The sequence below is a fragment of the Lentzea flava genome, assembly GCF_014648475.1.
GTDB classification, from domain to species: domain Bacteria; phylum Actinomycetota; class Actinomycetes; order Mycobacteriales; family Pseudonocardiaceae; genus Lentzea; species Lentzea flava.
The window spans coordinates 40,315-63,823 of the sequence record NZ_BMRE01000038.1; the positions used below are offsets into that span (position 1 = coordinate 40,315).

A 23,509-nucleotide genomic window follows, 5' to 3' on the forward strand; every position below is an offset into this window, starting at 1 on the left:
CTGGTCACGAGGAGTTAATCAAGCAACCAGAAGCGCGAGGCATGATCGACTTCAGAAGGTCCGCTTCGTGGAACTGATCGCGAGGTCGGCGAGCTTCGTCGCGGCGGGCTCGGCCACGGGAGCCGCGTCGAGGGCGGCCAGCGCGCTTTTCGTCAGCTCCTCGATGCGCTCCTCGACGGCGTCGACGGCACCCACCTTCACGAGTGCGCGGCGCACCTCCTCGACGGTCTCGAGGTCGAGGTCCGGCTTGCCCAGAGCGATATCCAATATATCGGCGCCGAACTGCATGCCCAGCGCCACGAGCAGCGTGCGCTTGCCCTCGGCGAGGTCGTCACCAGCGGGTTTGCCGGTGACCTCGGGGTCGCCGAACACGCCGAGCAGGTCGTCGCGCAACTGGAACGCAACGCCGATGTCGGCACCGAAGGCCCGCAGCCCGTCGATCAGCTCCGGCGAGCCGCCCGCCATCGCCGCGCCCATGTGCAACGGCCGTTCGACCGTGTACGCGGCGGTCTTGAGCCGGTCGATGCGCAGCGCCGCGTCCGCGGACGAGTCGCCGCGCGCCTGCGTCAGCACGTCGAGGTACTGGCCCGCGAGCATCTCGGTGCGCATGTCCCGCCACGGCTCGCTCATCCGCCGCAGCACCTCGGCGGGCAACCCGGCGGCGAAGAGCATGTCGTCCGCCCACGCCAGCGCGATGTCGCCGATCAGAACTGCAGCCGACATGCCGAACCGCTCCGACGAGCCGAGCCAGCCGTGCTCGCGGTGCCGTGCGCCGAACGCGATGTGTACGGTCGGCTTGCCCCGGCGCACCGACGAGGCGTCCATCAGGTCGTCGTGGATCAGGGCACACGCCTGGATGAGCTCCAGCGAACTCACCGCCGTGAGCACCTCGTCCGCGAGCTCACCGTCCGGGTCGCCGCCCGCCGCGCGCCACCCCCACCACGCGTAGGTCGGGCGGATGCGCTTGCCGCCGCCCAGCACGAAGTCCGAGAGCGCATCCACCGCGCTCGCGAAGCTCCGGTCCATCGCCTCACCGGACGCGCGCCGGGAGGCCAGGTACGTGGTCAACGCTTCTTCGACGTGCTGGGGCAGGGCAACGTCGATGGGGTGGTGGGACACATGTCCATGGTCCGCTGTGTCCGGGACCACCCGCATGTCGGGGCCCGTGTACCACATGCTGGGCTCTAGTCTCACTCAGCGGAAGTGCCACTAATGTTGTTCCCATGACGTCGGTGGTGGAAAGGCTGCAGGGAGACACTCCCAAGTTCTCGGTCGAGTTCCTGCCGCCGCGGGACGCCGAGGACGAGAAGATCCTCTGGAAGGCCGTCCGCGAACTGGAAGGCCTCGACCCGGCTTTCGTGTCGATCACCTACGGCGCCGGCGGATCACGACGGGACCGCACGATCCGCGCCACCGGCCGGATCGCGCAGGAGACGACACTGCTGCCCGTCGCGCACCTGACGGCCGTCGACCACTCGGTGGCCGAGCTGCGCAACGTGATCGGCTGGTACGCGGCGATCGGCGTGCGCAACGTCCTGGCGCTGCGGGGCGACCCGCCCGGCGACCCGATGGGCGAGTGGGTCGCGCACCCCGAGGGCCTCAACTACGCCGACGAGCTGGTGCGGCTGGTGCGCGAGCTCGGCGACTTCTGCGTCGGCGTGGCGGCGTTCCCGTACGGGCATCCGCGCTCGGCCGACCTCGACACCGACCTGAAGTTCCTGCTGCGCAAGCTGAACGCGGGTGCGGACTACGCGGTGGCGCAGCTGTTCCACGAGCCGGAGCCGTTCCTGCGGCTGCGCGACAGGGTGGCGGCGGCTGGCTGTTCGGCGGCGATGCTGCCGGGAATCATGCCGATGCTGTCGGCGCGCGGCCTGGCCAAGATCGTGGAGCTGTCCGGGGCCGACCTGCCGGTGGAGATCTCGCGCAGGCTGGAGCCGTACGCCGACGACCCGGCAGGATTCCGCGCGACGGGCATCGACATCGCGACGGAGATGTGTCAGCGGCTGCTCGACGAGGGCGTGCCCGCGCTGCACTTCTACACGATGAACCGGTCGAAGGCGACGCGGGAAGTACTGGGGCGCTTGGGTTTGGTGGCTCGCGCCTAGACCATCACGTTGCGCTTGTGCGCGATGAGGGCGAGCACGACGACGATCAGCGCGGCGCCGCCGGTGAGCCCGGCGACGAGCAGCGCCCAGCCGAGGAACGAGTCGGAGTCCTCGCCCGCGTACTGCACGGTGGCCTGGAGCATCGACGCCTGACCGGGTTTCGGAGACCACGCGATGGTGTTGTTCTCCTCCTCGCGGCCGTTGGTGTTCACGATCTTGCCGGGGAAGCTGACCTTCACCTGGATGTCCGCGCGCTCGACGGGCACCTGGGTGAGATCGACCGAGCCCGAGAGCGTGACAAGATCACCCGACCGGCGGAAGTTGAGGCTGTAGCGGCTGTTCGACGAACTGGTGGCCGAGGAGAGCGTGCGCATCTCCTCGAACGACAGGCCGTTGAAGAACAACTGCGTGCCCGCGTACGACTCCACCCGGTACGGCTTGGTGGTGACGCGGCTCGCGAGCTCCGGTGGCACCTTCAGCTGGGGACCGGGGTCGTTGTCCTGCGTGGGCGGCGTGGCCGCGACGATCTCACCCGAGATGCGGTCGTCGTCCGACACGGCCATGGCCGCGTACACACGAACGCAACCGCTCAACGAGAACAGGGTGAGCAGCAGGAAGACCGGCACCAGAAGTGCCCGGGATCGACACACGGCGGACATCCTGCCAGGGCGGTCCAAACGACGCAGTACCTCCATTGGTCGTGAGCTTGACTAACTACCTTTTGGTGTCGAGGGCCGCGAGGTAGCGTCTCGCGCCATGGCATCCGTGCACGACATCAGCAACAAGTACGTCAGCGACTACGTGGCACTCGACCCCATCGCAGCCACCAACCTCGGCTTCGCGGGATCCGACGACCAGCTGACGGACTTCTCGCCGGAAGGGCACGCGGCACGCGACGAACTCGCCGTCCGCGCCCTGGCCGACATCACCGCCGCCACCCCCGCGGATGCTTCCGAGGACGCCGCACGCGCCGTCTTCCTGGAACGAACGGGTCTCGAGCACGAGCTCTACGAGGCCGGCCAGACCGAGTCGTCGTTGAACGTGATCGCCAGCCCCATCCAGTCGATCCGCGACATCTTCGACCAGATGCCGACCGACACGCCGGAACAATGGGCCACGATCGGGCGTCGTCTTTCCGCCGTGCCCGCCGCCCTGGAAGGTCTGCGCGCTTCTCTCTCGCACGCCGCATCCCGTGGCCACGTTTCGGCGCTGCGCCAGGTGACCAAGGTCGCCGCACAGTGCGATGTCTGGGCTTCGACGTTCTTCACCTCGTTCGTCGCCTCGTCCAATGCCGAGGGCGCGCTGCGGTCGTCGCTGGACGCCGGTGCCGCCGCCGCTTCGGCCGCGTACGCCGAGTTCGCCTCCTTCCTGCGCACGACGCTGGCCCCGCAGGCACCCGAGAAGGACGCCGTCGGCGAGGAGCGCTACCGCCTCGGTTCGCGTTACTTCACCGGCTCGCGGCTCGACCTGGCCGAGGCCTACGCGTGGGGCTGGGAGGAGTTCCTCGGCATCGAGGCCGAGATGAAGGAGGTCGCGGCACGGTTGAAGCCGGGCGCCACCCTGGCGGAGACGGCCGCCTACCTCGACGAGCACCCGCGCTACCAGGTCCACGGCCAGGACGGCCTGCAGGCGTGGATGCAGGAACTGTCCGACAAGGCCCTGCTCGACCTGCGCGACGTGCACTTCGACCTGCCGGACGCGCTGATGAACCTCGAGTGCAGGATCGCGCCGCCCGGCGGTGGCGTCGGCGCGTACTACACGCCGCCGACCGCCGACTTCTCGCGCCCCGGCCGCATGTGGTGGTCGATCGCCGAGGGCAAGACGGTGTTCCCGACCTGGCGCGAGACCTCGACCGTGTACCACGAGGGCGTGCCGGGCCATCACCTCCAGTGCGCGACGGCGGTGTACCAGTCGAAGACGCTCAACGACTTCCAGCGCCTGATGTGCTGGGTCTCCGGCCACGGCGAGGGCTGGGCGCTCTACTCGGAACGTCTCATGCGCGAGCTCGGCTACCTCGACGACGACGGCGACCTGCTCGGCATGCTCGACGCGCACCTGTTCCGCGCGGCCCGCGTGATCATCGACATCGGCATGCACCTGGAACTGGAGATCCCCGCGGGCACCGGCTTCCACCCCGGCGAGCGCTGGACCCCGGAGCTGGGCCTCGAGTTCATGCTGACGAGGACGCTGCAGGAGCCTGCGGCCGCCCGCGACGAGGTCGACCGGTACCTCGGCTGGCCGGGGCAGGCGCCGGCGTACAAGCTCGGCGAGCGCCTCTGGCTCGCCGCCCGCGAGGACGCTCGGGCCCGCAAGGGCGCCGACTTCGATCTCAAGCGCTTCCACAAGGACGCCCTGGAGATGGGCTCGATGGGCCTCGACACCTTGCGTGAACGGTTGGCAGCGCTCTGACCGACCTGGCCGTCGCAGCCCTCTGACCTGCGTCAACGCACCCTTATGCAAAATACGTTTGCGGACGTCCGCAAACGTATTTTGCATAACTGATATATCGGATATTGGTGGGCGGGTGCTGGGCGTCGTTGTCAGGGGTGACGGAGGCGGAACATCGAGATGTCGAAACCGGTGCTGGTGAGGCTGCTGTCGAACGGTTCGCCGTCCGGTCCGGTGTAGGTCAGCCTGCACACGTCGTCGTTGGACAGGAAGGCGCCTTCGATCTCGTAGCCGTCGCCACCGTTCTTGATGCGCTGCGACAGCTGGTTGGCCAGGTACTGCGCAAGGCTGTACCCCTTGCCGGTGCCTCCCACCTCGACCTTGAGCTCCTTGGCGATCTCCGGGTGCGCCTGATCGACCTTGATCGCGAGCTGGTACGCGGTCATGTAGGGGCGGCCGAAGTGGTGGCCCGACTCGTTGACGATCGTCACGGTCCCGAGCGCTGCCCGGACCTTCTCCTGGACCGACAGCTTCTCCCAGATGCTCACGTGGCACGTCCTCCTGCGGCAGCGGATCGGATGGACGGCCTGTCGCGGGCTCGCCGGCAGTCGTTACGACGGATCGCGCCACCGGACGCGGACGCGGTTCGTGATCGGCTCCGAGTCGTTGGTCCGCACGAACTCCAGCCACGGTCCCGGCTCCGGGCGCACCGAGGCCCAGCCGTCGCCGCTGCGCACCACCGGATGCCCGGTCGCCTGAGCCGACGCCAGCGGATCCGGGGAGTCGACGACGACGGCCGCGATCGCTCCGGTGTACTCGGGCCGCGGCTCCAGGACGCAGAACTCGTTGCCCTGCGGATCTCGCAACACGACCCACGGCACATCGCGCTGGCCGATGTCGGCGTGCTCGGCGCCGAGTTTCAGGGCCCGCGCCACGATGTCCGCCTGGTGCTCGGGCGACGACGAGGCGAGATCGAGGTGCACCCGGTTCTTCTCGATCTTCGGGGCGTCGCTCCACACGAACGTCAGCTCGATCTCGTCACCGGCGAACTCGGACCAGAACGCGGCCAGTGCGGGAGGATCGGCTGCGTCGAACGTGATTTCCACCCGTGCGAGGGTACTGTCTCGCGCGTGGCGAAGCTGGTGCTCGGACCGCTCCTCAGGCATGTGAACGAGACGTCCGCGACCGTGTGGGTCGAGACGGACGCCTCCTGCGAGGTCACGATCGCGGGGCACACCGCGCGCACGTTCCAGGTCGGTGAGCAGCACTTCGCCCTGGTCAGACTGGAGAACCTGGGGCCGCGCACGGAGTACGACGTCCGGCTGAACCACGAGGCCGTCTGGCCGGAACCCGGCAGCGGGTTCCCGAAACCGGTCATCCGCACCGGCGAGGTCCGCCGGATCGCCTTCGGGTCGTGCCGCGCCGCGCCGGGCCAGCCGGTCGGGCCCGACGCCCTCGACGCGTTCGCGCAACGGCTCATGAGCGTTCCCGAGCAGGAGTGGCCACAGGCGCTGATCCTGTTGGGAGACCAGGTCTACGCCGACGAACCCACCGAGGCCACCAAGCAGTGGCTGCGCGACCACCGTCACGGCACGCGGGAACCCGATGGCGAGGTCGTGCACTTCGCCGAGTACGCCCATCTCTACCACGAGACCTGGGGCGATCCGGAGATTCGCTGGCTGCTGTCGGTCGTTCCGACGTCGATGATCTTCGACGACCACGACGTGCGCGACGACTGGAACACGTCGGCCGTGTGGCGCAAGGAGATGGAAGGCAAACCGTGGTGGCGCGACAGGATCCGCGGCGCCATCTCCTCGTACTGGGTGTACCAGCACCTCGGCAACCTCGGCCCGGACGAGCTCGCCAGGGATCCCTTGTACGCCAAGGTGAAGGCCCAGGACACGGACGTGCTGCCGCTGCTGGAGGAGTTCGCGGAGGAAGCGGACAAGGAAACCTCAGGCCGCAAGGCCACGTGGTGGAGCTACCGCCGCGACTTCGGCCGCACCAGGCTGCTCATGATCGACACGCGCTGCGGCCGCATCCTCGGCAACGGCATGCGGAAGATGGTCAGCGACGAGGAGTTCGAGTGGCTCGAGCGCAACGCCGAAGGTGACTACGACCACCTGCTGATCGGCACGTCGCTGCCCTGGCTGATGCCGCACTCGCTCAGCCACTTCCAGTCCCTCAACGAGATCGGCGCGCGCAAGAAGGGCTGGCAGGGCCGGGCCGCCGAGAAGATCAGGCAGGCGGCCGACCTCGAGCACTGGCCGGCGTTCCGCGAGTCGTTCGACCGGCTCACCCGCATGATCGAGAAGGCCGCGAACAACGGCGCCGCAACGGTTTCCGTCCTCTCCGGCGACGTCCACCACAGCTACGTCGCCGAGGCAGAGTTCCCCACGCCCACCAAGGCGACCGTCACGCAGCTCGTCTGCTCGCCCGTGCACAACGAGCCGCCGAGCGTGTTCCTGCCGATCTTCCGGCTGTCGTGGTCCCGCATCGCCGCGTGGGTGTTCCGCGGGCTCGCGACCCTCGCCGGCGTGCCGAAGGACCTGGTGCACTGGCGCAAGACCAGCGGACCGCACTTCGGGAACTCCGTGGCACTGCTGGAGTTCGACGGCCGCCGCGCCCGCTACCGGCTGTTGTCGGCAACGGGCGCAGAGACGGCGTCGGTGCTACTTGGTCGCGAGCCGCAGTAGCGCCCACAGCTGTGCGATCGCGTCGTGGTCGCCGATCACCTCGACCATCCGGTCCGGCAGTCGTCCCCACAGCCAGCGGTACATCGTCATCGGGGGCGCCGACACCTGTGCGTCGGCGAGGTGGGCGTCCTCCGGGTCGACGACGCGCCACGCCGACGCGCCGTGCGGACCGCACCGCGTGAGCCACACGTCGTCGCCCACGCGCACGGCGACCAGCGCGTCCCGCGACCCCCGCACCCCGAGCACGTCCAGCTTGTGCCCCAACCACAACGTGAGCACCTCGTCGACACCGTCGATCGCCACCTCGTCGGTGACGGCACCGACCTGCATCCCCGCGGCGCCCTGGACGTCCATGCGGTGCAACGTGGTCTCGTGCGCGAGCCGCCGCCGCCAGAACCCGTAGTTCTGCTGCACCGGCCACCAAGTCGCGCACGGCTCGGTCTCCTCGTGCGCGCCCAGTTCCTCCAGCACGGCTTCCGCACCCGAACGCATGAAGTCCAACGGGTCCTCGCCGTCCGCGGGAAACTCCTGCCATTCCCCGGTTTCGGGCTTGCGGCCGAGCCTGATCCACTCCAGCGCGATGCGGTAACCGCTGCCGACGTGCCGCACGGTCTCGCCGAGATTGAGTCCTGGACACGCGGGCACACCCTTGTGCGGTGGCTGGCCGATCGCGGACATGGCGAGCAGTTCGGCCTCACGACGCAACACTTCGAGAGAGTTCACCGACTCGCCTCGTTCATGACGCGGTCGACGAGAGACACGAACTGATCTGTCTGACGCACCAGGTCGTCGGCCGTGCGCGCGGTGACGTGCCGTGTGATGCCCGCGAGCACCGCGGCACGCGTCGACGACCACGACGCGAAGAAAGCGGCCCACTCCTGCATTTCCGGCGCGATCGCGGCGAGCAGCACCCACGCGCTGGTCGGCTTCGAACGTCCGCGATGGGGCCGTCCCCGCAACGCGAGCACCGCGGCGGCGGCACGCAACGCGGCGAGGTAGGCGGTGGCGAACCGCTCCGGTGGCTCCGGCGTGCGCTCCGACTCGGCGAGCGAGTCGCGGGCCTGCTGCAGCAGCGCCAGCGCGGATGCGGGCGGCAGGGGGAGGGGGAAGTCGATGGCAGTCATCTCGGCCTCCTCGTGGCGTCGGTGAACGACGTCTCCGCCGAGGGGAAGCCGGCGGCTCTCGGAGGTGGGGTGCTTCCCCCACCCCACCTCCGAGGCATGGTGAGACTCGAACACATGTTCGAGTCGCTCCCAGCGTAGCTCCCGGCCGATGGATTCCTCAACCCGGCCCACCACGTGGTGGCCAGTCGTGGTCTGATGGTTACGTGAGTGCGCTCGAACACCCCGGAATCCGCAAGGTCGCGGAAGCCCTGCCACCCGCCACCGCCGAACGCATCGTCGTGCTGCCGGACGCCGTGCGGACCGCGGCGGCCGCTGCCGAGGCGGTGGGCGTGCAGGTGGGCGCGATCGCGAACAGCCTGCTCTTCGCCGCTGTGCGCGACGGCGTGGCGGCCCCGCTGCTGGTGCTGACCTCGGGTGCGCACCGGGCGGACACGGCGCTGGTCGCCCAGCTCGTCGGCGCGGACGCGGTGAAGCGCGCCGACCCGGAATTCGTGCGCGAGCACACGGGCCAGGTGATCGGCGGAGTGTCGCCGGTCGGGCACCCCGCGCCGATCGAGACGGTGGTGGACGAGGCGTTGTCCGGCTACGAGGAGATCTGGGCGGCCGCGGGCCATCCGCACGCCGTGTACCCCACGACCTTCGCCGATCTGGTGGCGCTGACGGGCGGGCGCGTGGCGGTGGTGTCGTCATGACGGCGTCGCCGCGGCTGGAGCGCATCGTCGAGATGACCGCTTCCGAGCTGAACGTCCGGCTGGGCGAAGCGCTCGCGCTGTACGTGACCGCGATGAACTACCCGCCCGGCACCGTCGAGCAGCGCGCTCCGATGTGGCTCGCGCACATGATGCGCGAGGACTGGCGCTGCGTCGTGGCGCTGGGGGAGCAGGACGAGCTCGTCGGCATCGGCTACGGCTACCGCGGCGCCGCCGGGCAGTGGTGGCACGAACAGGTGCGGCGCGGGCTGATGGCCGTCTCGTCGCCTGCCGTCGTCGAGCACTGGCTCACCGACTACTTCGAGCTGACCGAGCTGCACGTGCTGCCGCGCGCGCAGGGCCGCGGCCTGGGTGAAGACCTGTTGCGGCGCCTCCTGGAGGGCGTGTCGTCGTCCCGCGTGCTGCTGTCCACGCCCGAAGGCCCGAGCAAGGCGTGGAAGCTCTACCGGCGCGTCGGATTCGTGGACGTGCTGCGGCACTACCAGTTCACCGGCGACCCGCGACCGTTCGCGGTGCTCGGCCGGGCGCTGCCCCTCTAGCTCGCCCAGAACCACTCCGACTCCCGTGCCGCGCGCAACGCCTTGCGCCGCAGTTCGGGAGTGAGCCGGGACAGGTACAGCTTCCCGTCGAGATGATCGGTCTCGTGCTGCAGGCATCGCGCCAGCAGGCCGGTCCCGCGCACGACCACGGGCTCGTTGCGCAGATCCACGCCGCGCACGACGGCCTCCCGCGCACGTCGCGTCGGGTACCAGAGCCCTGGCACCGACAGGCATCCCTCGTCGTCGTCCTGGGTCTCCTCGGACAGCTCGACGATCTCCGGGTTGATCACGTATCCGAGCAGACGGCCGTTCTCGCTCGGAACGTCGTAGCTGAACGCCCGCAACCCCACGCCGATCTGCGGCGCCGCGAGTCCCGCCCGCCCGTCCGGCTTGACGGTGTCGAGCAGGTCGGCGATCAACGCTTCGAGGTTGCGGTCGAACCGCGTCACCGGGTCGGCGCGGCTCATCAGCACGGGGTCGCCGAAGTATCGGATATCGCGTACTGCCATGCCTTCCAGCCTAGGTTGCGATCACCTGGCCGCAGCCCTACTCTCACCAATATGCAATATATTGGATATGGGTCGCTGAAGGAGCGGGCGGCGGCTGAGATCAGGTCGGCGATCGTGCGCGGCGACCTCCAGCCGGGCACCGCCATCAAGGACGTCGAACTGGCGGAGAAGCTCGGCCTCTCCCGCACCCCGGTGCGCGAGGCGCTCGCCACGCTGGCCGACGAGGGCCTCGTCGAGACCAAGCCGCACGCGTACACCCGGGTCACCGCACTGGAAGCGGAGCCGGTGCTCGACGCTCTCGTCGTCGTGCAGTCGATGCACTCCCTCGCCACCGGCATGATCGTGCAGTCGGGATCGATCACGGCCGAGGACATCGCCGCCATGCGCGCCGCGAACAAGGCCTTCAAGAAGGCGCTCGACGTCAACGACGCCGACGCCGCGCTGGCCGCCGACGACGAGTTCCACGCGGTGGCCGTCCACCGTTGCAACAACTTCGCGATCGCCGCGACCATCGAGCGCTACACCCCGCTGATCCGCAGGCTCGAGCACAGCCGCTTCTCCTCGCCGAACGCCCGCCACTCCGTGACCCAGCACGACCAGATCATCGAAGCGTGCGAGCAGGGCGACTACGCGCTGGCCTCCACCCTGGTCGACAAGAACTGGAACACGCTGCGGGAGGAACTGTGAACAGGTTCCCGCTCCTCTTCGGCCCCTCACCGGTCCACCGCCTGGACCGCCTGTCCGCGCACCTCGGCGGCGCGTCGGTCTGGGCGAAGCGCGAGGACTGCAACTCCGGTCTCGCCTACGGCGGCAACAAGACCCGCAAACTCGAGTACCTCGTCGCCGACGCACTGGCCACCGGCTGCGACACCCTCGTGTCGATCGGCGGCATCCAGTCCAACCACACCCGCCAGGTCGCGGCCGCCGCAGCGCGCGCGGGCCTGAAAGCCGTGCTGGTGCAGGAAAGCTGGGTCGACTGGACCGACGTCGGCAGTGACCGGGTCGGCAACATCCTGCTCAGCCGCATGATGGGAGCCGACGTCCGCCTGGTGAACGCCGAGTTCGGCATCGGCATCAAACCCGCCTGGGAACAGGCCATCGAGGACGTCCGCGCATCCGGCGGCAAGCCCTACCCGATCCCGGCCGGCGCCTCCGACCACCCGTTGGGCGGCATGGGCTTCGCGAGCTGGGCCGACGAGGTCCGCCAGCAGGAAGCCCAGCTCGGCGTCTTCTTCGACACCATCATCGTCTGCTCGGTCACCGGCAGCACCCAGGCGGGCATGGTCGCCGGTTTCGCAAACGACACCAACCGCCGCGTGCTGGGCATCGACGCGTCCGCCAAACCCGCCGAGACCCTCGAGCAGATCACCCGCATCGCCCACAACACCGCCAAGCTCCGCGAGGTCACGGTGTCCGAAGAGGACATCCTCCTCGACGACCGCTTCCACGCCGGCACCTACGGCATCGCCGACGAGTCCACTGTGGACGCCATGCGGCTCGGCGCCCGCCTCGAAGGCATGATCACCGACCCCGTCTACGAGGGGAAGTCGCTGGCAGGCCTCATCCACCTCGTGTCGTCCGGCGAGATCGACCGCGACTCCACGGTCCTCTACGCCCACCTCGGCGGCCAACCGGCGCTGAACGCCTACAGCTCGCTCTTCCCGGCCTGATCAAGCTCTCAACCGGAGTCCCTTCGGCGTCGCGCGGAAACCCGCTTCCTGCAGCACCGTCGCGAGGTGCGAGGTCAGCGCCACCTCGCCGTCGGCCCGCTGAACGGCCAGCTGACCCAGCCAGCCGTCGCGGACCGCCCGGCTCAGGGCGTTCGCGGCGGTGCGCAGTGTCGGATCGTCGTCGGTGAACGAGAGCAGGGACTTGCCACCCCGCTCGACGTACAGCGCCGGACTGCCGTCGACCAGCACCGCCAACGCACCGGCCTTGCGCGCCGGACGGTGTTTGCCCTCGCCCAACGGGTCCGGCCACGGCAGCGCGGCACCGTACGGCTGGGCCGGATCGGCCGCGGCGAGCACCACAGCCGCCTGGTCGGTCTGCGCCGGTTGCCCCGGTGGACGCGACAACGCCCGCAGCCGGTCCACCGCGCCCCGTGCCGCGAACTGGGCGGCACCCAGCCCCTCGACGACGTAGCCGCGGATCACCTGACCCGACTCCTCCATCGCCCGCAGCACCTTGTAGACGCCGCTGAACCCACCGGTCACCCGTTCGGTGTCGAGGGCACCGCGGGTCAGCACGCCGTGGCGTTCCAGGAACGCCTCGGCTCGGGCGTGCGCCCGGCGAGTCGGGTCCTCCGCCGGGCTCACCGCGAGCGACCAGCGGCCCGCGGCTGTCGGCGGACCCGTCCGCGACGGCATGTCCGGACGCGCGGCACGCAGCCGTGCGTAGCGACCTCGCGGAGCGCTGCGGCGAGGCTTGTGGGCCGCGCCGCCACCGGACACCAACGCCCGCAGCGGGGACAACGTGTCGTTGGTGATCAGACCTGCCCACACCAGATCCCACAGCGCGCCGACGACCTCGCTGTCCGTGCACTCCACGGACAGCGAGACGCGATCGACCACCTGCCGGAAGAACAGTGCTCCACCGGACAGGGCCTCCAGCACCGCCGTGTGCAGCGGCGACTCCGGGATTGCCTCCGGCACCAGATCCGGCAGCAGCAGGTCCGCCACATCCATCGGGGCCAGCGCGATCCAGCCGTCGCCACCGGCCAAAGCGCCGCAACCGGTCCACGTCACCTCGCCGGACGCGGTCAGCTCGTCCAGCAACGCCGGGTAGTAGCCCGGCAGCCGGGACGGCAGCAGCAGGGATTCCAGCGCACTCGCGGGAAGTGGTGCTCCCGCGAGCTGTTCCACCACCGAGAACACGTCGTCGACCGTCGGCGCCGACCGCAGCCGCCGGCCCAGGCCGTGCCACGCCGGCAGGAACCGGCCCAGCGCCGCCGGTTCGACCGGCTCCACCTCCGAACGCAGCCGGGCCAGCGACGCACGGCGCAGGCGGCGGAGCACGTCCGCGTCGCAGTACTCGGTGTGGGTGCCGCCGGGCCGGAGCTCACCGCGCACCAACCTGCCCGTGGCGGCCATCCGTTCCAGCACACCCGTCACCACGGCCACGCCCAGGCCGAAGCGCGCCGCGGGTTCCGCGGCGGCGAACGGACCGTGGGTGCGGGCGTAGCGGCTCAGCAGGTCGCCCAGCGGATCGGCCACCGGTTCGGTGAACGCCTCCGGAACGCCGACGGGCAAGGCGACACCGAGCGCGTCGCGGACACGGCCCGCGTCCTCGATCGCGATCGTGCGTTCCTCACCGGCGATCCGGACGCGAATGGCCCGGCGCGCGGACACCAGCTCGTCCAGCCACTCGCGCGGCACGCCGCGCTCGAGAGCCTCGGCGTCGGAGAGATCTCCCAGGAACCGCAACAGGTCCGCGGCGTCCTCGGCGTGGCGCGGGCGGCGGTCCTCGGTCAGGCGTTGCAGGCTGCGTTCGACCTCGGCCACGACCTCCTGGTCGAGCAGCTCGCGGATCGCCTCCGAACCGAGCAGCTCCGCGAGCAGCGTCGAGTCCAGCGACAGCGCCGCCGCACGGCGTTCCGCCAGAGGAGCGTCCAGCTCGTAGAGGAACATGCCCACGTAGCCGAAGAGCAGGCTGCGGGCGAACGGCGACGGCGACGGCGTCTCCACCTCGACCACGCGGACCCGGCGCGCGCGGACGTCCGACATCAGCTCGCGCAGGCCAGGCACGTCGTAGACGTCCTGCAGGCACTCGCGCATCGCCTCCAGCACCACCGGGAACCGCTCGTACTTCGCCGCCACCGACAGCAGCTGCGCCGAGCGCTGCCGCTGCTGCCACAACGGAGTCCGTCGTTTCGGATCACGGCGGGGAAGCAGCAGCGACCGGGCGGCGCACTCGCGGAACCGGGCCGCGAACAACGCCGAACCGCCCACCTCGGCCACGACGATCTGCTCGACCTCGTCGGGATCGAGCAACACGTCCTCGGCGCCCGCGGTGACTTCCATGCCCTCGTGGTCCAGGGCATCGGGCAGCCGCAGCACGATGCCGTCGTCGGAGTGCGCCGCCTGCACCTCGACACCACGGCGTTCGCGCAGCCGAGCCGCGATCGCGAGGGCCCACGGCGCGTTGACCTGGGCACCGAACGGCGAGTGCACCACGAGCCGCCAGTCGCCCAGCTCGTCGCGGAACCGTTCCACCAGAACGGTTCTGTCGTTCGGGACGTGCCGCGTCGCCTCCCGCTGCTCGCCCAGGTACGCGAGCAGGTTGTCCGTCGCCCACTCGTCGAGACCGGCACTCGCCGCTCGTTCGCGCGCGGCCGAATCCTCCATCGTGGACACTTCGCGGAGGAACTTGCCCATCGCCCGGCCCAGTTCCAGCGGGCGGCCCGGCGCGTCGCCCTTCCAGAACGGCATCCGCGCGGGCTGTCCCGGCGCGGGCACGACAATCACCCGATCGTGGGTGATGTCCTCGACCCGCCACGACGACGTGCCCAGCAGGAACGTGTCGCCGACGCGCGACTCGTACACCATCTCCTCGTCGAGCTCGCCGACGCGTGAGCCGGGACCGTTCTCCGACGGTGGCGTCATCACCGCGAACAGCCCTCGGTCCGGGATCGTGCCGCCGGACGTGACGGCCAGGCGCTGAGACCCCGGCCGGCCGCGCAGCTCGGAGTTCACCCGGTCCCAGGTGATCCGCGGCCGCAGCTCACCGAACTCCTCGGAGGGGTAGCGGCCCGACAGCATGTCCAGCACGGCGTGCAGCGCCGAGTCGGGCAGGCCCGCGAACGGTGCCGCCCGCCGCACCAGCGCCGTCAGGTCCTGCACCGTCCACGTCTCCATCGCCACCATCGCGACGATGTGCTGTGCCAGCACGTCCAGCGGGTTGCGCGGGAACTTCACGGCCTCGATCGCGCCGTTCTGCATCCGTTCCGCCACCACCGCGCACGACACCAGGTCGCCGCGGAACTTCGGGAACATCACGCCCCGCGACACCGCGCCCACCTGGTGCCCCGCGCGACCGACGCGCTGCAGCCCGGAGGCGACCGACGGCGGCGCCTCGACCTGCACCACCAGGTCGACCGAGCCCATGTCGATGCCGAGCTCCAGCGACGACGTCGCCACCACGCACGGCAGCCGGCCCGACTTGAGGTCCTCCTCGACCGCGGTGCGTTGCTCACGCGACATCGACCCGTGGTGCGCACGGGCCACGGACGCCGTCTTCTGGACCGTCAGCCCCGACTGGCCGATCGCCTCGGCCGGGAACGACTCCAGCTCCGCCGCTTCCTCCGCGAGCTCGTTGAGGCGCGCGGTCAGCCGTTCCGCGAGCCGCCGCGAGTTCGCGAAGACGATCGTCGACCGGTGTGCCCGCACCAGTTCGAGCACCCGTGCCTCGACCGACGGCCAGATGGAGGTGCGTTGCTCCGCCCCGGCCGCCGAGCCCGACACCTCACCCGTCGGCTGGCCGAGCAGCGACATGTCCTCGACCGGCACCTCCACCTCGACCTGGATGGTCTTGGGGGTCTTCGGCTGCACCACCGCCACCGGACGCCCGCCGGCGAGGAAGGTGCTGATCTCCTCGACCGGACGCACCGTCGCGGAGAGGCCGATGCGCTGAGCGGGCTTGTCCAGCAGCGCGTCCAGCCGTTCGAGTGACAACGCCAGGTGCGCGCCGCGTTTGGTGCCCGCCACCGCGTGCACCTCGTCGACGATCACCGTCTCCACGCCGCGCAACGACTCGCGGGCCGACGACGTGAGCAGCAGGAACAACGACTCCGGTGTCGTCACCAGCACGTCAGGAGGAGTGCGCCCGAACGCCCGCCGTTCCTCCGGAGAGGTGTCGCCCGTCCTCATGCCCACGGTGATCGACGGCTCGGTGAGGTTCAGCCGGTGCGCGGCCTGCCGGATGCCCGCCAGGGGCGCGCGCAGATTTCGCTCGACGTCGACCGCCAGCGCTTTCAGCGGCGACACGTAAAGCACCCGGCACCGTCGTTTCGGCTCCGCGGGCGTCGGAGAAGAAGCGAGCCGGTCCAGTGCCCACAGGAACGCGGCCAGCGTCTTGCCCGAGCCCGTCGGGGCGATGACCAGCGCGTGTTCGCCCGCCGCCGCGGCCGCCCACGCACCTGTCTGCGCCTGGGTGGGCGCGGCGAAGGCTCCGGCGAACCACTGCCTGGTCGCCGGTGAGAATGCCTTCATCACGTCCATGGCGACCATCATGACGCCGGGGTCTGACAATTTCTGATTGCGCAGGTCCGGGCACCCGCCGAAGGCCGCTGTGGCACGATCACCCCGTACGTCTTTCGAGGGGAGCACGGTGCGCGTCCTGTCCGTCGACCTGGGCACCGCCAACACGGTTGCGGTGCTGTCCGACCACGGTGTGGTGGATCTGGACGGAGGGCCCACCATGCCTTCGTCCGTCTACCTCGACGAGGACGGCACCCTGCACGTCGGCAGAGAGGCGGAGCGGCGTTCGCGCCAGGACCCGTCGCGCTACGAGCCGAACCCCAAGCGTCACATCGACGAGGTGACGATCAAGCTCGGCGAGACGACCGTGCCGGTCAACGACGCGATCGCGGCCATCTACGCGCGCGTGATGGAGGCCGTCACGCCGCTTCTCGGTGGCGGCCAGCTCGACGAGATCCGGCTGACGCACCCCGCCGAATGGGGCCCCACCAGGCGCAACAAGCTGCTGTCCTCGGCCAGGCTCGCGGGCATGACCGGTGAGCTCGTGCCGGTTCCCGAGGCCATCGCGGTGGCGTCGCTCGGCGGCGGCCGCCCGCTCGCCGTCTACGACTTCGGCGCCGACACGTTCGACGTCTCCGTGCTCGACTCCGAGCACCGCATCCTCGCCGACGGCAGCCTCAGCGACGTCGGCGGTCTCGACGTCGACCAGGCGCTGCTCGAGCACATCGGCCGCTCGGTCTCCCACAAGGACCCGGCCGGCTGGCAGCGGCTGCTGCGCCCGGTCACCGTGGACGACCACCGCGCCCGCCTCGGCCTGCGCGAGGAGCTGCGCCTCGCCAAGGAGGACCTCTCCGAGGTGCCTCAGGTCGAGGTGATGATGCCCGAGCCGTTCGAGAAGGTCGTCGTCACGCGTGCCGAGCTGGAGGCGCTGATCCGGCCGAGCCTGATCCGCAGCGCCGAGCTCCTCATCTCCACCGTGCACAAGGCGGGCGTCACGCCCGAGCACGTCTACCTCGTCGGCGGCTCCTGCCGGATGCCGCTGGTCGCGCAGGTCATCGCGGAGAAGGTCGGCATCGTCCCGACCAACCCCGACCACCCGGAGACGATCGTCGCGTCCGGCGCGCTGGTCGTGGACCGCGCGACGATCACGCTGAAGCCCGAGGACGACAAGCCCAAGTTCGTCGAACCGCCCACGGTCGTGACGACGCCGGTCAGCCCGGCCGTGAGCGGCCCGCACCAGGTGAACCCGAACGTCAGCGGCCCGAACCCGGTGATCAGCGGCTCGTACCCGAACCCGAACGTGAGCGGGCCGTACTCGGCGAGCGGCACCTACCAGCTGACGTCGCCGTACCCGGTGAACCCGAACGTCAGCGGCAGCTACCCGATGAACTTCCCGCAGCAGGCGCCGAAGAAGGACAACAAGAAGGTCCTCCTCGGCATCGGCGGCGCGGTGGTGGCGCTGGCCGTGGTCATCGGCGCCGTGTTCGCGTTCTCCGGACCGGACCTGCCCAGCGCGGACGAGTGCAAGGACGACACGGCCCGGGACGGCCAGGGCTTCACGAGGTGCCTGCGCCAGCTCGCGGGCCACGTGCCCGACGGCGGCGGCTGCGAGAAGGCCGACTCCGCGCAGATCACCGGCATGGAGGAGATCAAGGGCACGGTCGTGAGCTGCACGATCCGCGACGGCTACGCGGTCCAGTACATCCTCACCGACAGCGTCACCGGCGCGGAGAACAACGCCGCCGCCATCGCGAAGTCGTTCCAGACCGACCGCGTCGAGGCCGACTGGACCGGCAACGGCCTGGAGGGCAACTACCGCGCGGCGACGTCGAGCGGCACCGGCGTGCTGGTGTTCACCGCCAAGGGCCGCCCCATGTTCGGCATCCTCACCAAGACCGCCGAGGAGAACGCCGACGAGCTCAAGCCGGACGAAATCGCCGACTTCTTCGAGAAGTCCGTTCAACCGGGTGAGTAAGCGCCACTGATGGACCTGTCGGCGCGCCGCCCGAGCGTGCCACCATCGCGATCATGGTGACCGTCGCGCCGCAGGTCGAACGCGTGCAGCGCAAGGTCGTTCGCGTGCTGACCGGCACCCAGGTCCTGGGGTCGGCCGCGGTGACGATCGGCCTCGCGATCAGCACGTTGATCGCCGCGTCGTTGTCCGGGTCCGATGCCGTCGGCGGGTTCGCGCAGACCGCGGCCGTCGCCGGTGCCGCGGTGCTCGCCCTGCCCGGTGCCCGTCTCGCGCAGCGGCGTGGACGTCGTCCCGCGCTCATCCTCGGCTACGGCATGGGCGCGCTCGGCGCGTTGGTCGCCGCTGTCGCCGTGAGCGCCGGGTTGTGGCAAATGTTGTTGGTGGGGCTTCTTCTGTTCGGAGGGGCGTCCAGCGCGAACTACGCGGCCCGTTATGCCGCAACGGATCTGGCGGATCCGCAACGTCGTGCGCGGGAGCTCTCCCGTGTGGTGTGGGCGGCGATGATCGGCGCGATCATCGGCCCCAACCTCGCCGATCCCGCCGGCCGGACGGCTGCTTCGCTGGGCCTGCCGGTGGGTGTGGGACCGTTCCTGCTCGCCGCTCTCGTGCTCGGCGCGGCGGTGCTGGTGATCCAGTTCGGGCTGCGGCCGGACCCGTTGGCCGTCGTGAAGAGCACCCGACCGGTTGAATCCCCGCACTGTTCCGGCGGGGGCACGCCCGGTGGCCTGAAGATCTGGGGCTCGCTCGGGCCGATGGCGCGACTTGCACTCGTTGGAGTGATGTTGTGCCACACGGCGATGGTCGGGCTGATGTCGATGACGCCGGTGCACATGAACCACGCCGGGTCGTCGTTGCGCGTGGTCGGTGTGGTGATCAGCCTGCACGTCGCCGCGATGTACGCCGCGAGTCCGTTGTTCGGGTGGATGGCGGACCGGCTGGGACGTGTGCCGGTGCTCGCGATCGGCGCGTCGCTGGTGGTGGCGGCGTCCGGGATCGCGGGGATGGCGCCGTCGCACGACGCTCCGCAGCTCGGCGCGGGTCTCGCGCTGCTCGGCTTCGGCTGGTCGGCGGGGCTGGTGTCGGGGTCCGCGCTGCTGACCGAGTCGGTGCGGGTCGAGGACAGGCCGGCCGCGCAGGGACTGTCCGATCTGCTGATGAACGTCGGCGGAGCCGTTGGTGGCGCCGTGTCCGGGATCGTCGTGACGGCGTGGTCGTACGGCGTGCTCGGACTGATCGTCGGGTTCACCGCGCTGCCGTTGCTGATCGTGTGCCTCTTCGCATCGCTGCGCAGGCCCGTTCGTTAGTGTCTTCCGGTGCGCATCACGATGTTCCGCAAACTCATGGCAGGGGAGTTCGGCCAGGTCAGGGCCGAGATGATCGCCCGCGACCACGTGCTGTCCTCGCTCGGCGGCCGCACCGCCGACCAGGCGCTGGAGGCGGGGATCGGCGCCAAGGAGGTCTGGATCGCGGTCTGCGACGCGTTCGAAGTTCCCGAAAATCGTCGCTGAGCTGGCTGTTCGGAGTGTCGCGTGTGCTCGAACACGTGTTCGGCTAGAGTGGCCCCGACCCCGGCTTCGCAAAATTGTCAGACCCCGCCAGTAGCGTCAGGTCCAACATGACGAAGCAACGGCAGACGACAAAAGGTGGACCCAAGATGGCACCCGCAGCACCCGACCGGGACAAGGCGCTCGAGCTGGCCCTGGCGCAGATCGACAAGCAGTTCGGCAAGGGCTCCGTGATGCGCCTCGGCGAAGAGGGCCGCGCCCCGATCGAGGTCATCCCGACCGGCGCGATCGCCCTGGACGTGGCGCTCGGCATCGGTGGTCTGCCGAAGGGGCGCGTCGTCGAGATCTACGGTCCTGAGTCCTCCGGTAAGACGACGGTGGCGCTGCACGCCGTGGCGAACGCGCAGAAGAACGGTGGCATCGCGGCGTTCATCGACGCGGAGCACGCGCTCGACCCCGAGTACGCGAAGAAGCTGGGCGTCGACACCGACGCGCTGCTGGTGTCCCAGCCCGACACCGGTGAGCAGGCGCTCGAGATCGCGGACATGCTGGTCCGCTCCGGCGCGCTCGACATCCTGGTCATCGACTCGGTCGCCGCGCTCGTGCCGCGCGCCGAGATCGAGGGCGAGATGGGCGACAACCACGTCGGTCTGCAGGCCCGCCTGATGAGCCAGGCGCTGCGCAAGATCACCGGTGCGCTCAACGCGTCCGGCACCACCGCGATCTTCATCAACCAGCTGCGCGAGAAGATCGGCGTGATGTTCGGCTCCCCGGAGACCACGACCGGTGGTAAGGCGCTGAAGTTCTACGCCTCCGTGCGCCTCGACGTCCGCCGCATCGAGACCCTGAAGGACGGCGGCGAGCCCGTCGGCAACCGCACCAGGGTCAAGGTCGTGAAGAACAAGGTCGCGCCGCCCTTCAAGCAGGCCGAGTTCGACATCCTCTACGGCCAGGGCGTCTCGCGTGAGGGCTCGCTCATCGACATGGGCGTCGACCAGGGCATCCTGCGCAAGTCCGGTGCCTGGTACACCTACGAGGGCGACCAGCTCGGCCAGGGCAAGGAGAACGCGCGGAAGTTCCTGCGCGACAACCCGGACATCGCCAACGAGATCGAGAAGCGCATCAAGGACAAGCTCGGCATCGGCGCCACCCTCGACGCCGACGAGTCGGCTCCCGCCGCGCCGGTCGAGTTCTAAGAGGTAGCAGAGGTTGGACGAGGCTGAGGAGCAGCGCAAAGCACGCGACATCTGCTACGCGCTGCTCACCGCTCGCGCCCGATCCCGGCACGAGCTGAACGAAGCGTTGCTGCGCAAGGGAATCAGCCCCGGCGTGGCCGAGACCGTGCTCGGCAAGTTCGACCGTGCCGGTCTGATCGACGACGCCCAGTTCGCCGAGATGTGGGTGCAGTCGCGGCACAACTACAGCGGCCTGGGCCGTCGTGCCCTCGCCATGGAGTTGCGCCGCAAGGGCGTGGCCGACGAGCTGGTGGCCGAGGCGGTGGCCGCGGTCGACGGCGAGGCCGAGGAGGAGAAGGCGCGCGAGCTGGTCCGCAAACGCCTGCGCACGATGTCCGGTGTGGACGAGACGGCGAAGATCCGCCGGCTCGTGGGGGCGTTGGCGCGCAAGGGTTACGCGGAGGGGCTCGCGTACCGGGTGGTGCGTGACGAGCTGCGTGCGGCCGGCGACGAGGCGTCGGCGCTGGACGAGCCCTGGTCGTGAGGCCGGTGCCGATCGGCCGGCTTCCGCTGGACGCCCAGGTCGACGCCCTCCGAGCGACCCTCGCGCGCAACGACCTGGTGATGGAGGTCCTGGCCCGCGCCGCGCGGCTCGGCCTTCCGGGGTGGTACCTGACCGCAGGGTGTCTGGTCCAGACCGTGTGGAACGTGGTCACCGGCCGGCCACCGGCCGACGGCATCAGGGACTACGACCTGTTCTACTTCGACGACTCCGATCTCGGTTGGGACGCCGAGAACGAGGTCATCAAGGCGGGTGCGCACGCCTTCGGCGACTTGCCCGTCGTCGTCGAGATCCGCAACGAGGCGCGCGTGCACCTCTGGTACGAGGACCGCTTCGGTGTTCCCTGCGAGCCCTACCCGTCCACGGAAGCGGCGATCGACTCCTTCGCGGCCACAACGTGTTGTCTCGGCATCCGCACCGACCGCGAGGGCCGGTGGCGCATCTACGCCCCGCACGGTCTCGCCGACGTGTTCAACCTCGTCGTCCGCCCCAACCCGGTGCTCGCTCCCCGCGAGGTCTACGAGGCGAAAGCCCGCCGCTGGCGCGAACAGTGGCCTGAGCTGACCGTGCTTGCCTGGCCCGGCGCCCCGTGACCGATCTCGCCGCTCGACCGGTTCGTCCCGAGTAGCCTGAAACCCGTGAGCACCACTCCCGACGCGCCGTCCGCCGCCACGCCCACGGTCGCCGACCTGCTCTGCTTCGACCTGTACACGACGTCGCGGGCGGTCACGGGCTTCTACCGCCCGATCTTGGACAAGGCCGGCATCACCTACCCGCAGTTCCTGGTGATGCTCCTGCTGTGGGAGCGGGACTCACGGCCGATCCGGGAGCTCGTCCACGAGCTCGACCTCGAGTACAGCACGCTGTCGCCGTTGATCAAACGGCTCGAGAAGAGCGGCCTGCTGGTCCGCGTCACGCATCCCGACGACGAGCGGTCGGTGCTCGTCCAGCTCACCGACAAGGGTCGTGACCTGCGGTGGATCGGTGCCGAGATGACCAACCGCCTGGGCGAGGCACTCGGCATGACCAACGAGGAGATCGCCGTCCTGCGCAAGGCCCTGCACCGGGTCAAGCACGGCGCCGAGCGCTAGTGGCCTGAAACACATCGCGCGCGAGGTATCTCGCCGGGTAACTTACATCGTGCACGACCTAATCGAGCACGATGCACCGCCACCGCGGTGCTCGACGAGAGAGTGAGAGACCAATGCGAGTTCGTAAGGTGTTCGTCCTTCTCGGAGCCCTGCTGGCCCTGGCTGCTTCCGTCCCGTCGGGTGCCGGTGCCGCGGACGACGCAGAGAAGTCCGGCGCCAAGAAGCCGACCGTCGTGCTCGTGCACGGCGCGTTCGCCGACGCGTCGAGCTGGAACGGGGTCGTGGAACGCCTACAGCGCAAGGGATTCCCGGTAGTCGCGGTCGCGAACCCGTTGCGCGACCTCAGCTACGACGCGAACTACCTGCGCAAGGTGCTCGCCTCGATCGACGGCCCGATCGTGCTCGCCGGTCACTCCTACGGCGGCATGGTCCAGTCCCAGGCGGCGCTGGGGAACCCGAACGTGAAGTCGCTCGTCTACGTCGCGGCGTTCGCGCCGGAGGAGGGCGAGAGCGCGCTCGAACTGTCGAACAAGTTCCCCGGCAGCACACTGGGCGACACGTTGCAGATCATCGACCTCGGTGACGGCACCAAGGACTTCGCGATCCAGCAGGACAAGTACTGGCAGCAGTTCGCGGCCGACGTCTCCCGCAAGGACGCGACCATCGCGGCGGCGACGCAGCGGCCGGTCAACGACAGCGCGCTGACCGAGGGCGCCGGCGAGCCCGCGTGGCGCACGATCCCGTCGTACTTCGTGGTGGCGGGCAAGGACAAGAACATCCCGATCGCGGCGCAGAAGTGGATGGCAGAGCGTGCCCACGCCCGCGCCGTCGTCGAGGTCGGCACCGCCTCGCACTCGGTGGCCGTGTCCCACCCGGAGACCGTGGCCGATCTGATCGTCCGCGCGGCGCGGTAGTGAAAGCAGAAAGCCGGGGCGC

The 23,509-nt window shown here is 69.9% G+C and carries 23 protein-coding genes; 15 read left to right on the top strand and 8 right to left on the bottom strand.

Going from position 1 to position 23,509, the window contains the following annotated elements:
• Positions 1-51: 51 nt before the first annotated feature.
• On the bottom strand, positions 52-1,119 hold the full coding sequence (locus tag IEZ09_RS32345; RefSeq protein ID WP_308202442.1) for a polyprenyl synthetase family protein: 1,068 nt from the start codon (positions 1,117-1,119) through the stop codon (positions 52-54).
• 104 nt (positions 1,120-1,223) lie between these two features.
• On the opposite strand from IEZ09_RS32345, the gene metF reads away from it, so the two are divergent.
• Complete coding sequence (gene metF, locus IEZ09_RS32350; RefSeq protein ID WP_189257599.1) at positions 1,224-2,105, top strand: methylenetetrahydrofolate reductase [NAD(P)H]; 882 nt, start codon at positions 1,224-1,226, stop codon at positions 2,103-2,105.
• On the opposite strand, the gene IEZ09_RS32355 is transcribed toward metF, so the two are convergent.
• Positions 2,102-2,755, bottom strand: coding sequence for a DUF3153 domain-containing protein (locus IEZ09_RS32355; protein ID WP_189257600.1), 654 nt, complete (start codon positions 2,753-2,755; stop codon positions 2,102-2,104). The two genes, metF and IEZ09_RS32355, sit on opposite strands and share 4 nt — an antisense overlap.
• A gap of 106 nt (positions 2,756-2,861) precedes the next feature.
• Between IEZ09_RS32355 and IEZ09_RS32360 the strand changes: the two genes are divergently transcribed.
• The gene (locus IEZ09_RS32360) at positions 2,862-4,514 is read left to right on the top strand and encodes a DUF885 domain-containing protein (protein WP_189257601.1); all 1,653 of its coding nucleotides are present in this window, start codon (positions 2,862-2,864) and stop codon (positions 4,512-4,514) included.
• 131 nt (positions 4,515-4,645) lie between these two features.
• Here the strand turns inward: IEZ09_RS32360 and IEZ09_RS32365 are convergent, their stop codons facing one another.
• Positions 4,646-5,041 (bottom strand): hypothetical protein, encoded by a 396-nt coding sequence (locus IEZ09_RS32365; protein WP_189257602.1) that lies wholly within the window; start codon positions 5,039-5,041, stop codon positions 4,646-4,648.
• 63 nt (positions 5,042-5,104) lie between these two features.
• Entirely contained in the window at positions 5,105-5,599 is a 495-nt protein-coding gene (locus tag IEZ09_RS32370; protein ID WP_229813149.1) for a VOC family protein, read from the bottom strand.
• 24 nt (positions 5,600-5,623) lie between these two features.
• Between IEZ09_RS32370 and IEZ09_RS32375 the strand changes: the two genes are divergently transcribed.
• Positions 5,624-7,189 (top strand): alkaline phosphatase D family protein, encoded by a 1,566-nt coding sequence (locus tag IEZ09_RS32375; protein WP_189257604.1) that lies wholly within the window; start codon positions 5,624-5,626, stop codon positions 7,187-7,189.
• Here the strand turns inward: IEZ09_RS32375 and IEZ09_RS32380 are convergent.
• A complete protein-coding gene (locus IEZ09_RS32380) occupies positions 7,166-7,912 on the bottom strand; it encodes a maleylpyruvate isomerase N-terminal domain-containing protein (protein WP_229813150.1) in 747 nt (248 codons plus the stop codon). The two genes, IEZ09_RS32375 and IEZ09_RS32380, sit on opposite strands and share 24 nt — an antisense overlap.
• Positions 7,909-8,313: an SAV_6107 family HEPN domain-containing protein gene (locus tag IEZ09_RS32385; protein WP_189257605.1), complete on the bottom strand. Its 405-nt coding sequence runs from the start codon at positions 8,311-8,313 to the stop codon at positions 7,909-7,911. Before IEZ09_RS32385 ends, IEZ09_RS32380 begins: the two co-directional genes overlap by 4 nt.
• Positions 8,314-8,516: 203 nt before the next feature.
• Between IEZ09_RS32385 and IEZ09_RS32390 the strand changes: the two genes are divergently transcribed.
• Both IEZ09_RS32390 and IEZ09_RS32395 read left to right on the top strand, forming a co-directional pair.
• On the top strand, positions 8,517-9,005 hold the full coding sequence (locus IEZ09_RS32390) for a YbaK/EbsC family protein (protein WP_189257606.1): 489 nt from the start codon (positions 8,517-8,519) through the stop codon (positions 9,003-9,005).
• A complete protein-coding gene (locus IEZ09_RS32395; protein ID WP_189257607.1) occupies positions 9,002-9,562 on the top strand; it encodes a GNAT family N-acetyltransferase in 561 nt (186 codons plus the stop codon). Before IEZ09_RS32390 ends, IEZ09_RS32395 begins: the two co-directional genes overlap by 4 nt.
• On the opposite strand, the gene def is transcribed toward IEZ09_RS32395, so the two are convergent.
• On the bottom strand, positions 9,559-10,071 hold the full coding sequence (def, locus tag IEZ09_RS32400) for a peptide deformylase (protein ID WP_189257608.1): 513 nt from the start codon (positions 10,069-10,071) through the stop codon (positions 9,559-9,561). The two genes, IEZ09_RS32395 and def, sit on opposite strands and share 4 nt — an antisense overlap.
• Positions 10,072-10,122: 51 nt before the next feature.
• Here def and IEZ09_RS32405 point away from each other — a divergent pair, with 51 nt between their 5' ends.
• A complete protein-coding gene (locus IEZ09_RS32405) occupies positions 10,123-10,758 on the top strand; it encodes a GntR family transcriptional regulator (RefSeq protein ID WP_189257609.1) in 636 nt (211 codons plus the stop codon).
• Positions 10,755-11,741 (top strand): 1-aminocyclopropane-1-carboxylate deaminase, encoded by a 987-nt coding sequence (locus tag IEZ09_RS32410; protein WP_189257610.1) that lies wholly within the window; start codon positions 10,755-10,757, stop codon positions 11,739-11,741. Before IEZ09_RS32405 ends, IEZ09_RS32410 begins: the two co-directional genes overlap by 4 nt.
• Here IEZ09_RS32410 and IEZ09_RS32415 read toward each other — a convergent pair whose 3' ends face one another.
• Positions 11,742-16,286: an ATP-dependent helicase gene (locus IEZ09_RS32415; protein ID WP_189257611.1), complete on the bottom strand. Its 4,545-nt coding sequence runs from the start codon at positions 16,284-16,286 to the stop codon at positions 11,742-11,744.
• Between the two features lie 109 nt (positions 16,287-16,395).
• Here IEZ09_RS32415 and IEZ09_RS32420 point away from each other — a divergent pair, with 109 nt between their 5' ends.
• The 8 genes from IEZ09_RS32420 (at position 16,396) to IEZ09_RS32455 (ending at position 23,487) form a co-directional block, all read left to right on the top strand.
• Positions 16,396-18,240 carry an Hsp70 family protein gene (locus IEZ09_RS32420; protein ID WP_189257612.1) on the top strand — a complete coding sequence of 615 codons (1,845 nt, stop codon included), beginning with the start codon at positions 16,396-16,398 and terminating at the stop codon, positions 18,238-18,240.
• A 53-nt stretch (positions 18,241-18,293) separates the two neighbouring features.
• Positions 18,294-19,544 carry an MFS transporter gene (locus tag IEZ09_RS32425; RefSeq protein WP_189257613.1) on the top strand — a complete coding sequence of 417 codons (1,251 nt, stop codon included), beginning with the start codon at positions 18,294-18,296 and terminating at the stop codon, positions 19,542-19,544.
• Positions 19,545-19,553: 9 nt separating this feature from the next.
• Positions 19,554-19,748, top strand: a complete 195-nt coding sequence (locus IEZ09_RS32430; RefSeq protein WP_189257614.1) for a DUF3046 domain-containing protein — start codon at positions 19,554-19,556, stop codon at positions 19,746-19,748.
• Between the two features lie 146 nt (positions 19,749-19,894).
• A complete protein-coding gene (gene recA / locus IEZ09_RS32435; RefSeq protein ID WP_189257615.1) occupies positions 19,895-20,941 on the top strand; it encodes a recombinase RecA in 1,047 nt (348 codons plus the stop codon).
• 13 nt (positions 20,942-20,954) lie between these two features.
• Complete coding sequence (locus tag IEZ09_RS32440) at positions 20,955-21,464, top strand: regulatory protein RecX (RefSeq protein ID WP_189257616.1); 510 nt, start codon at positions 20,955-20,957, stop codon at positions 21,462-21,464.
• The gene (locus IEZ09_RS32445; protein WP_229813151.1) at positions 21,461-22,075 is read left to right on the top strand and encodes a nucleotidyltransferase family protein; all 615 of its coding nucleotides are present in this window, start codon (positions 21,461-21,463) and stop codon (positions 22,073-22,075) included. Before IEZ09_RS32440 ends, IEZ09_RS32445 begins: the two co-directional genes overlap by 4 nt.
• Positions 22,076-22,120: 45 nt before the next feature.
• Positions 22,121-22,573: a MarR family winged helix-turn-helix transcriptional regulator gene (locus tag IEZ09_RS32450; protein WP_189257617.1), complete on the top strand. Its 453-nt coding sequence runs from the start codon at positions 22,121-22,123 to the stop codon at positions 22,571-22,573.
• A 113-nt stretch (positions 22,574-22,686) separates the two neighbouring features.
• Positions 22,687-23,487: an alpha/beta fold hydrolase gene (locus IEZ09_RS32455; protein ID WP_189257618.1), complete on the top strand. Its 801-nt coding sequence runs from the start codon at positions 22,687-22,689 to the stop codon at positions 23,485-23,487.
• Positions 23,488-23,509: the final 22 nt, after the last annotated feature.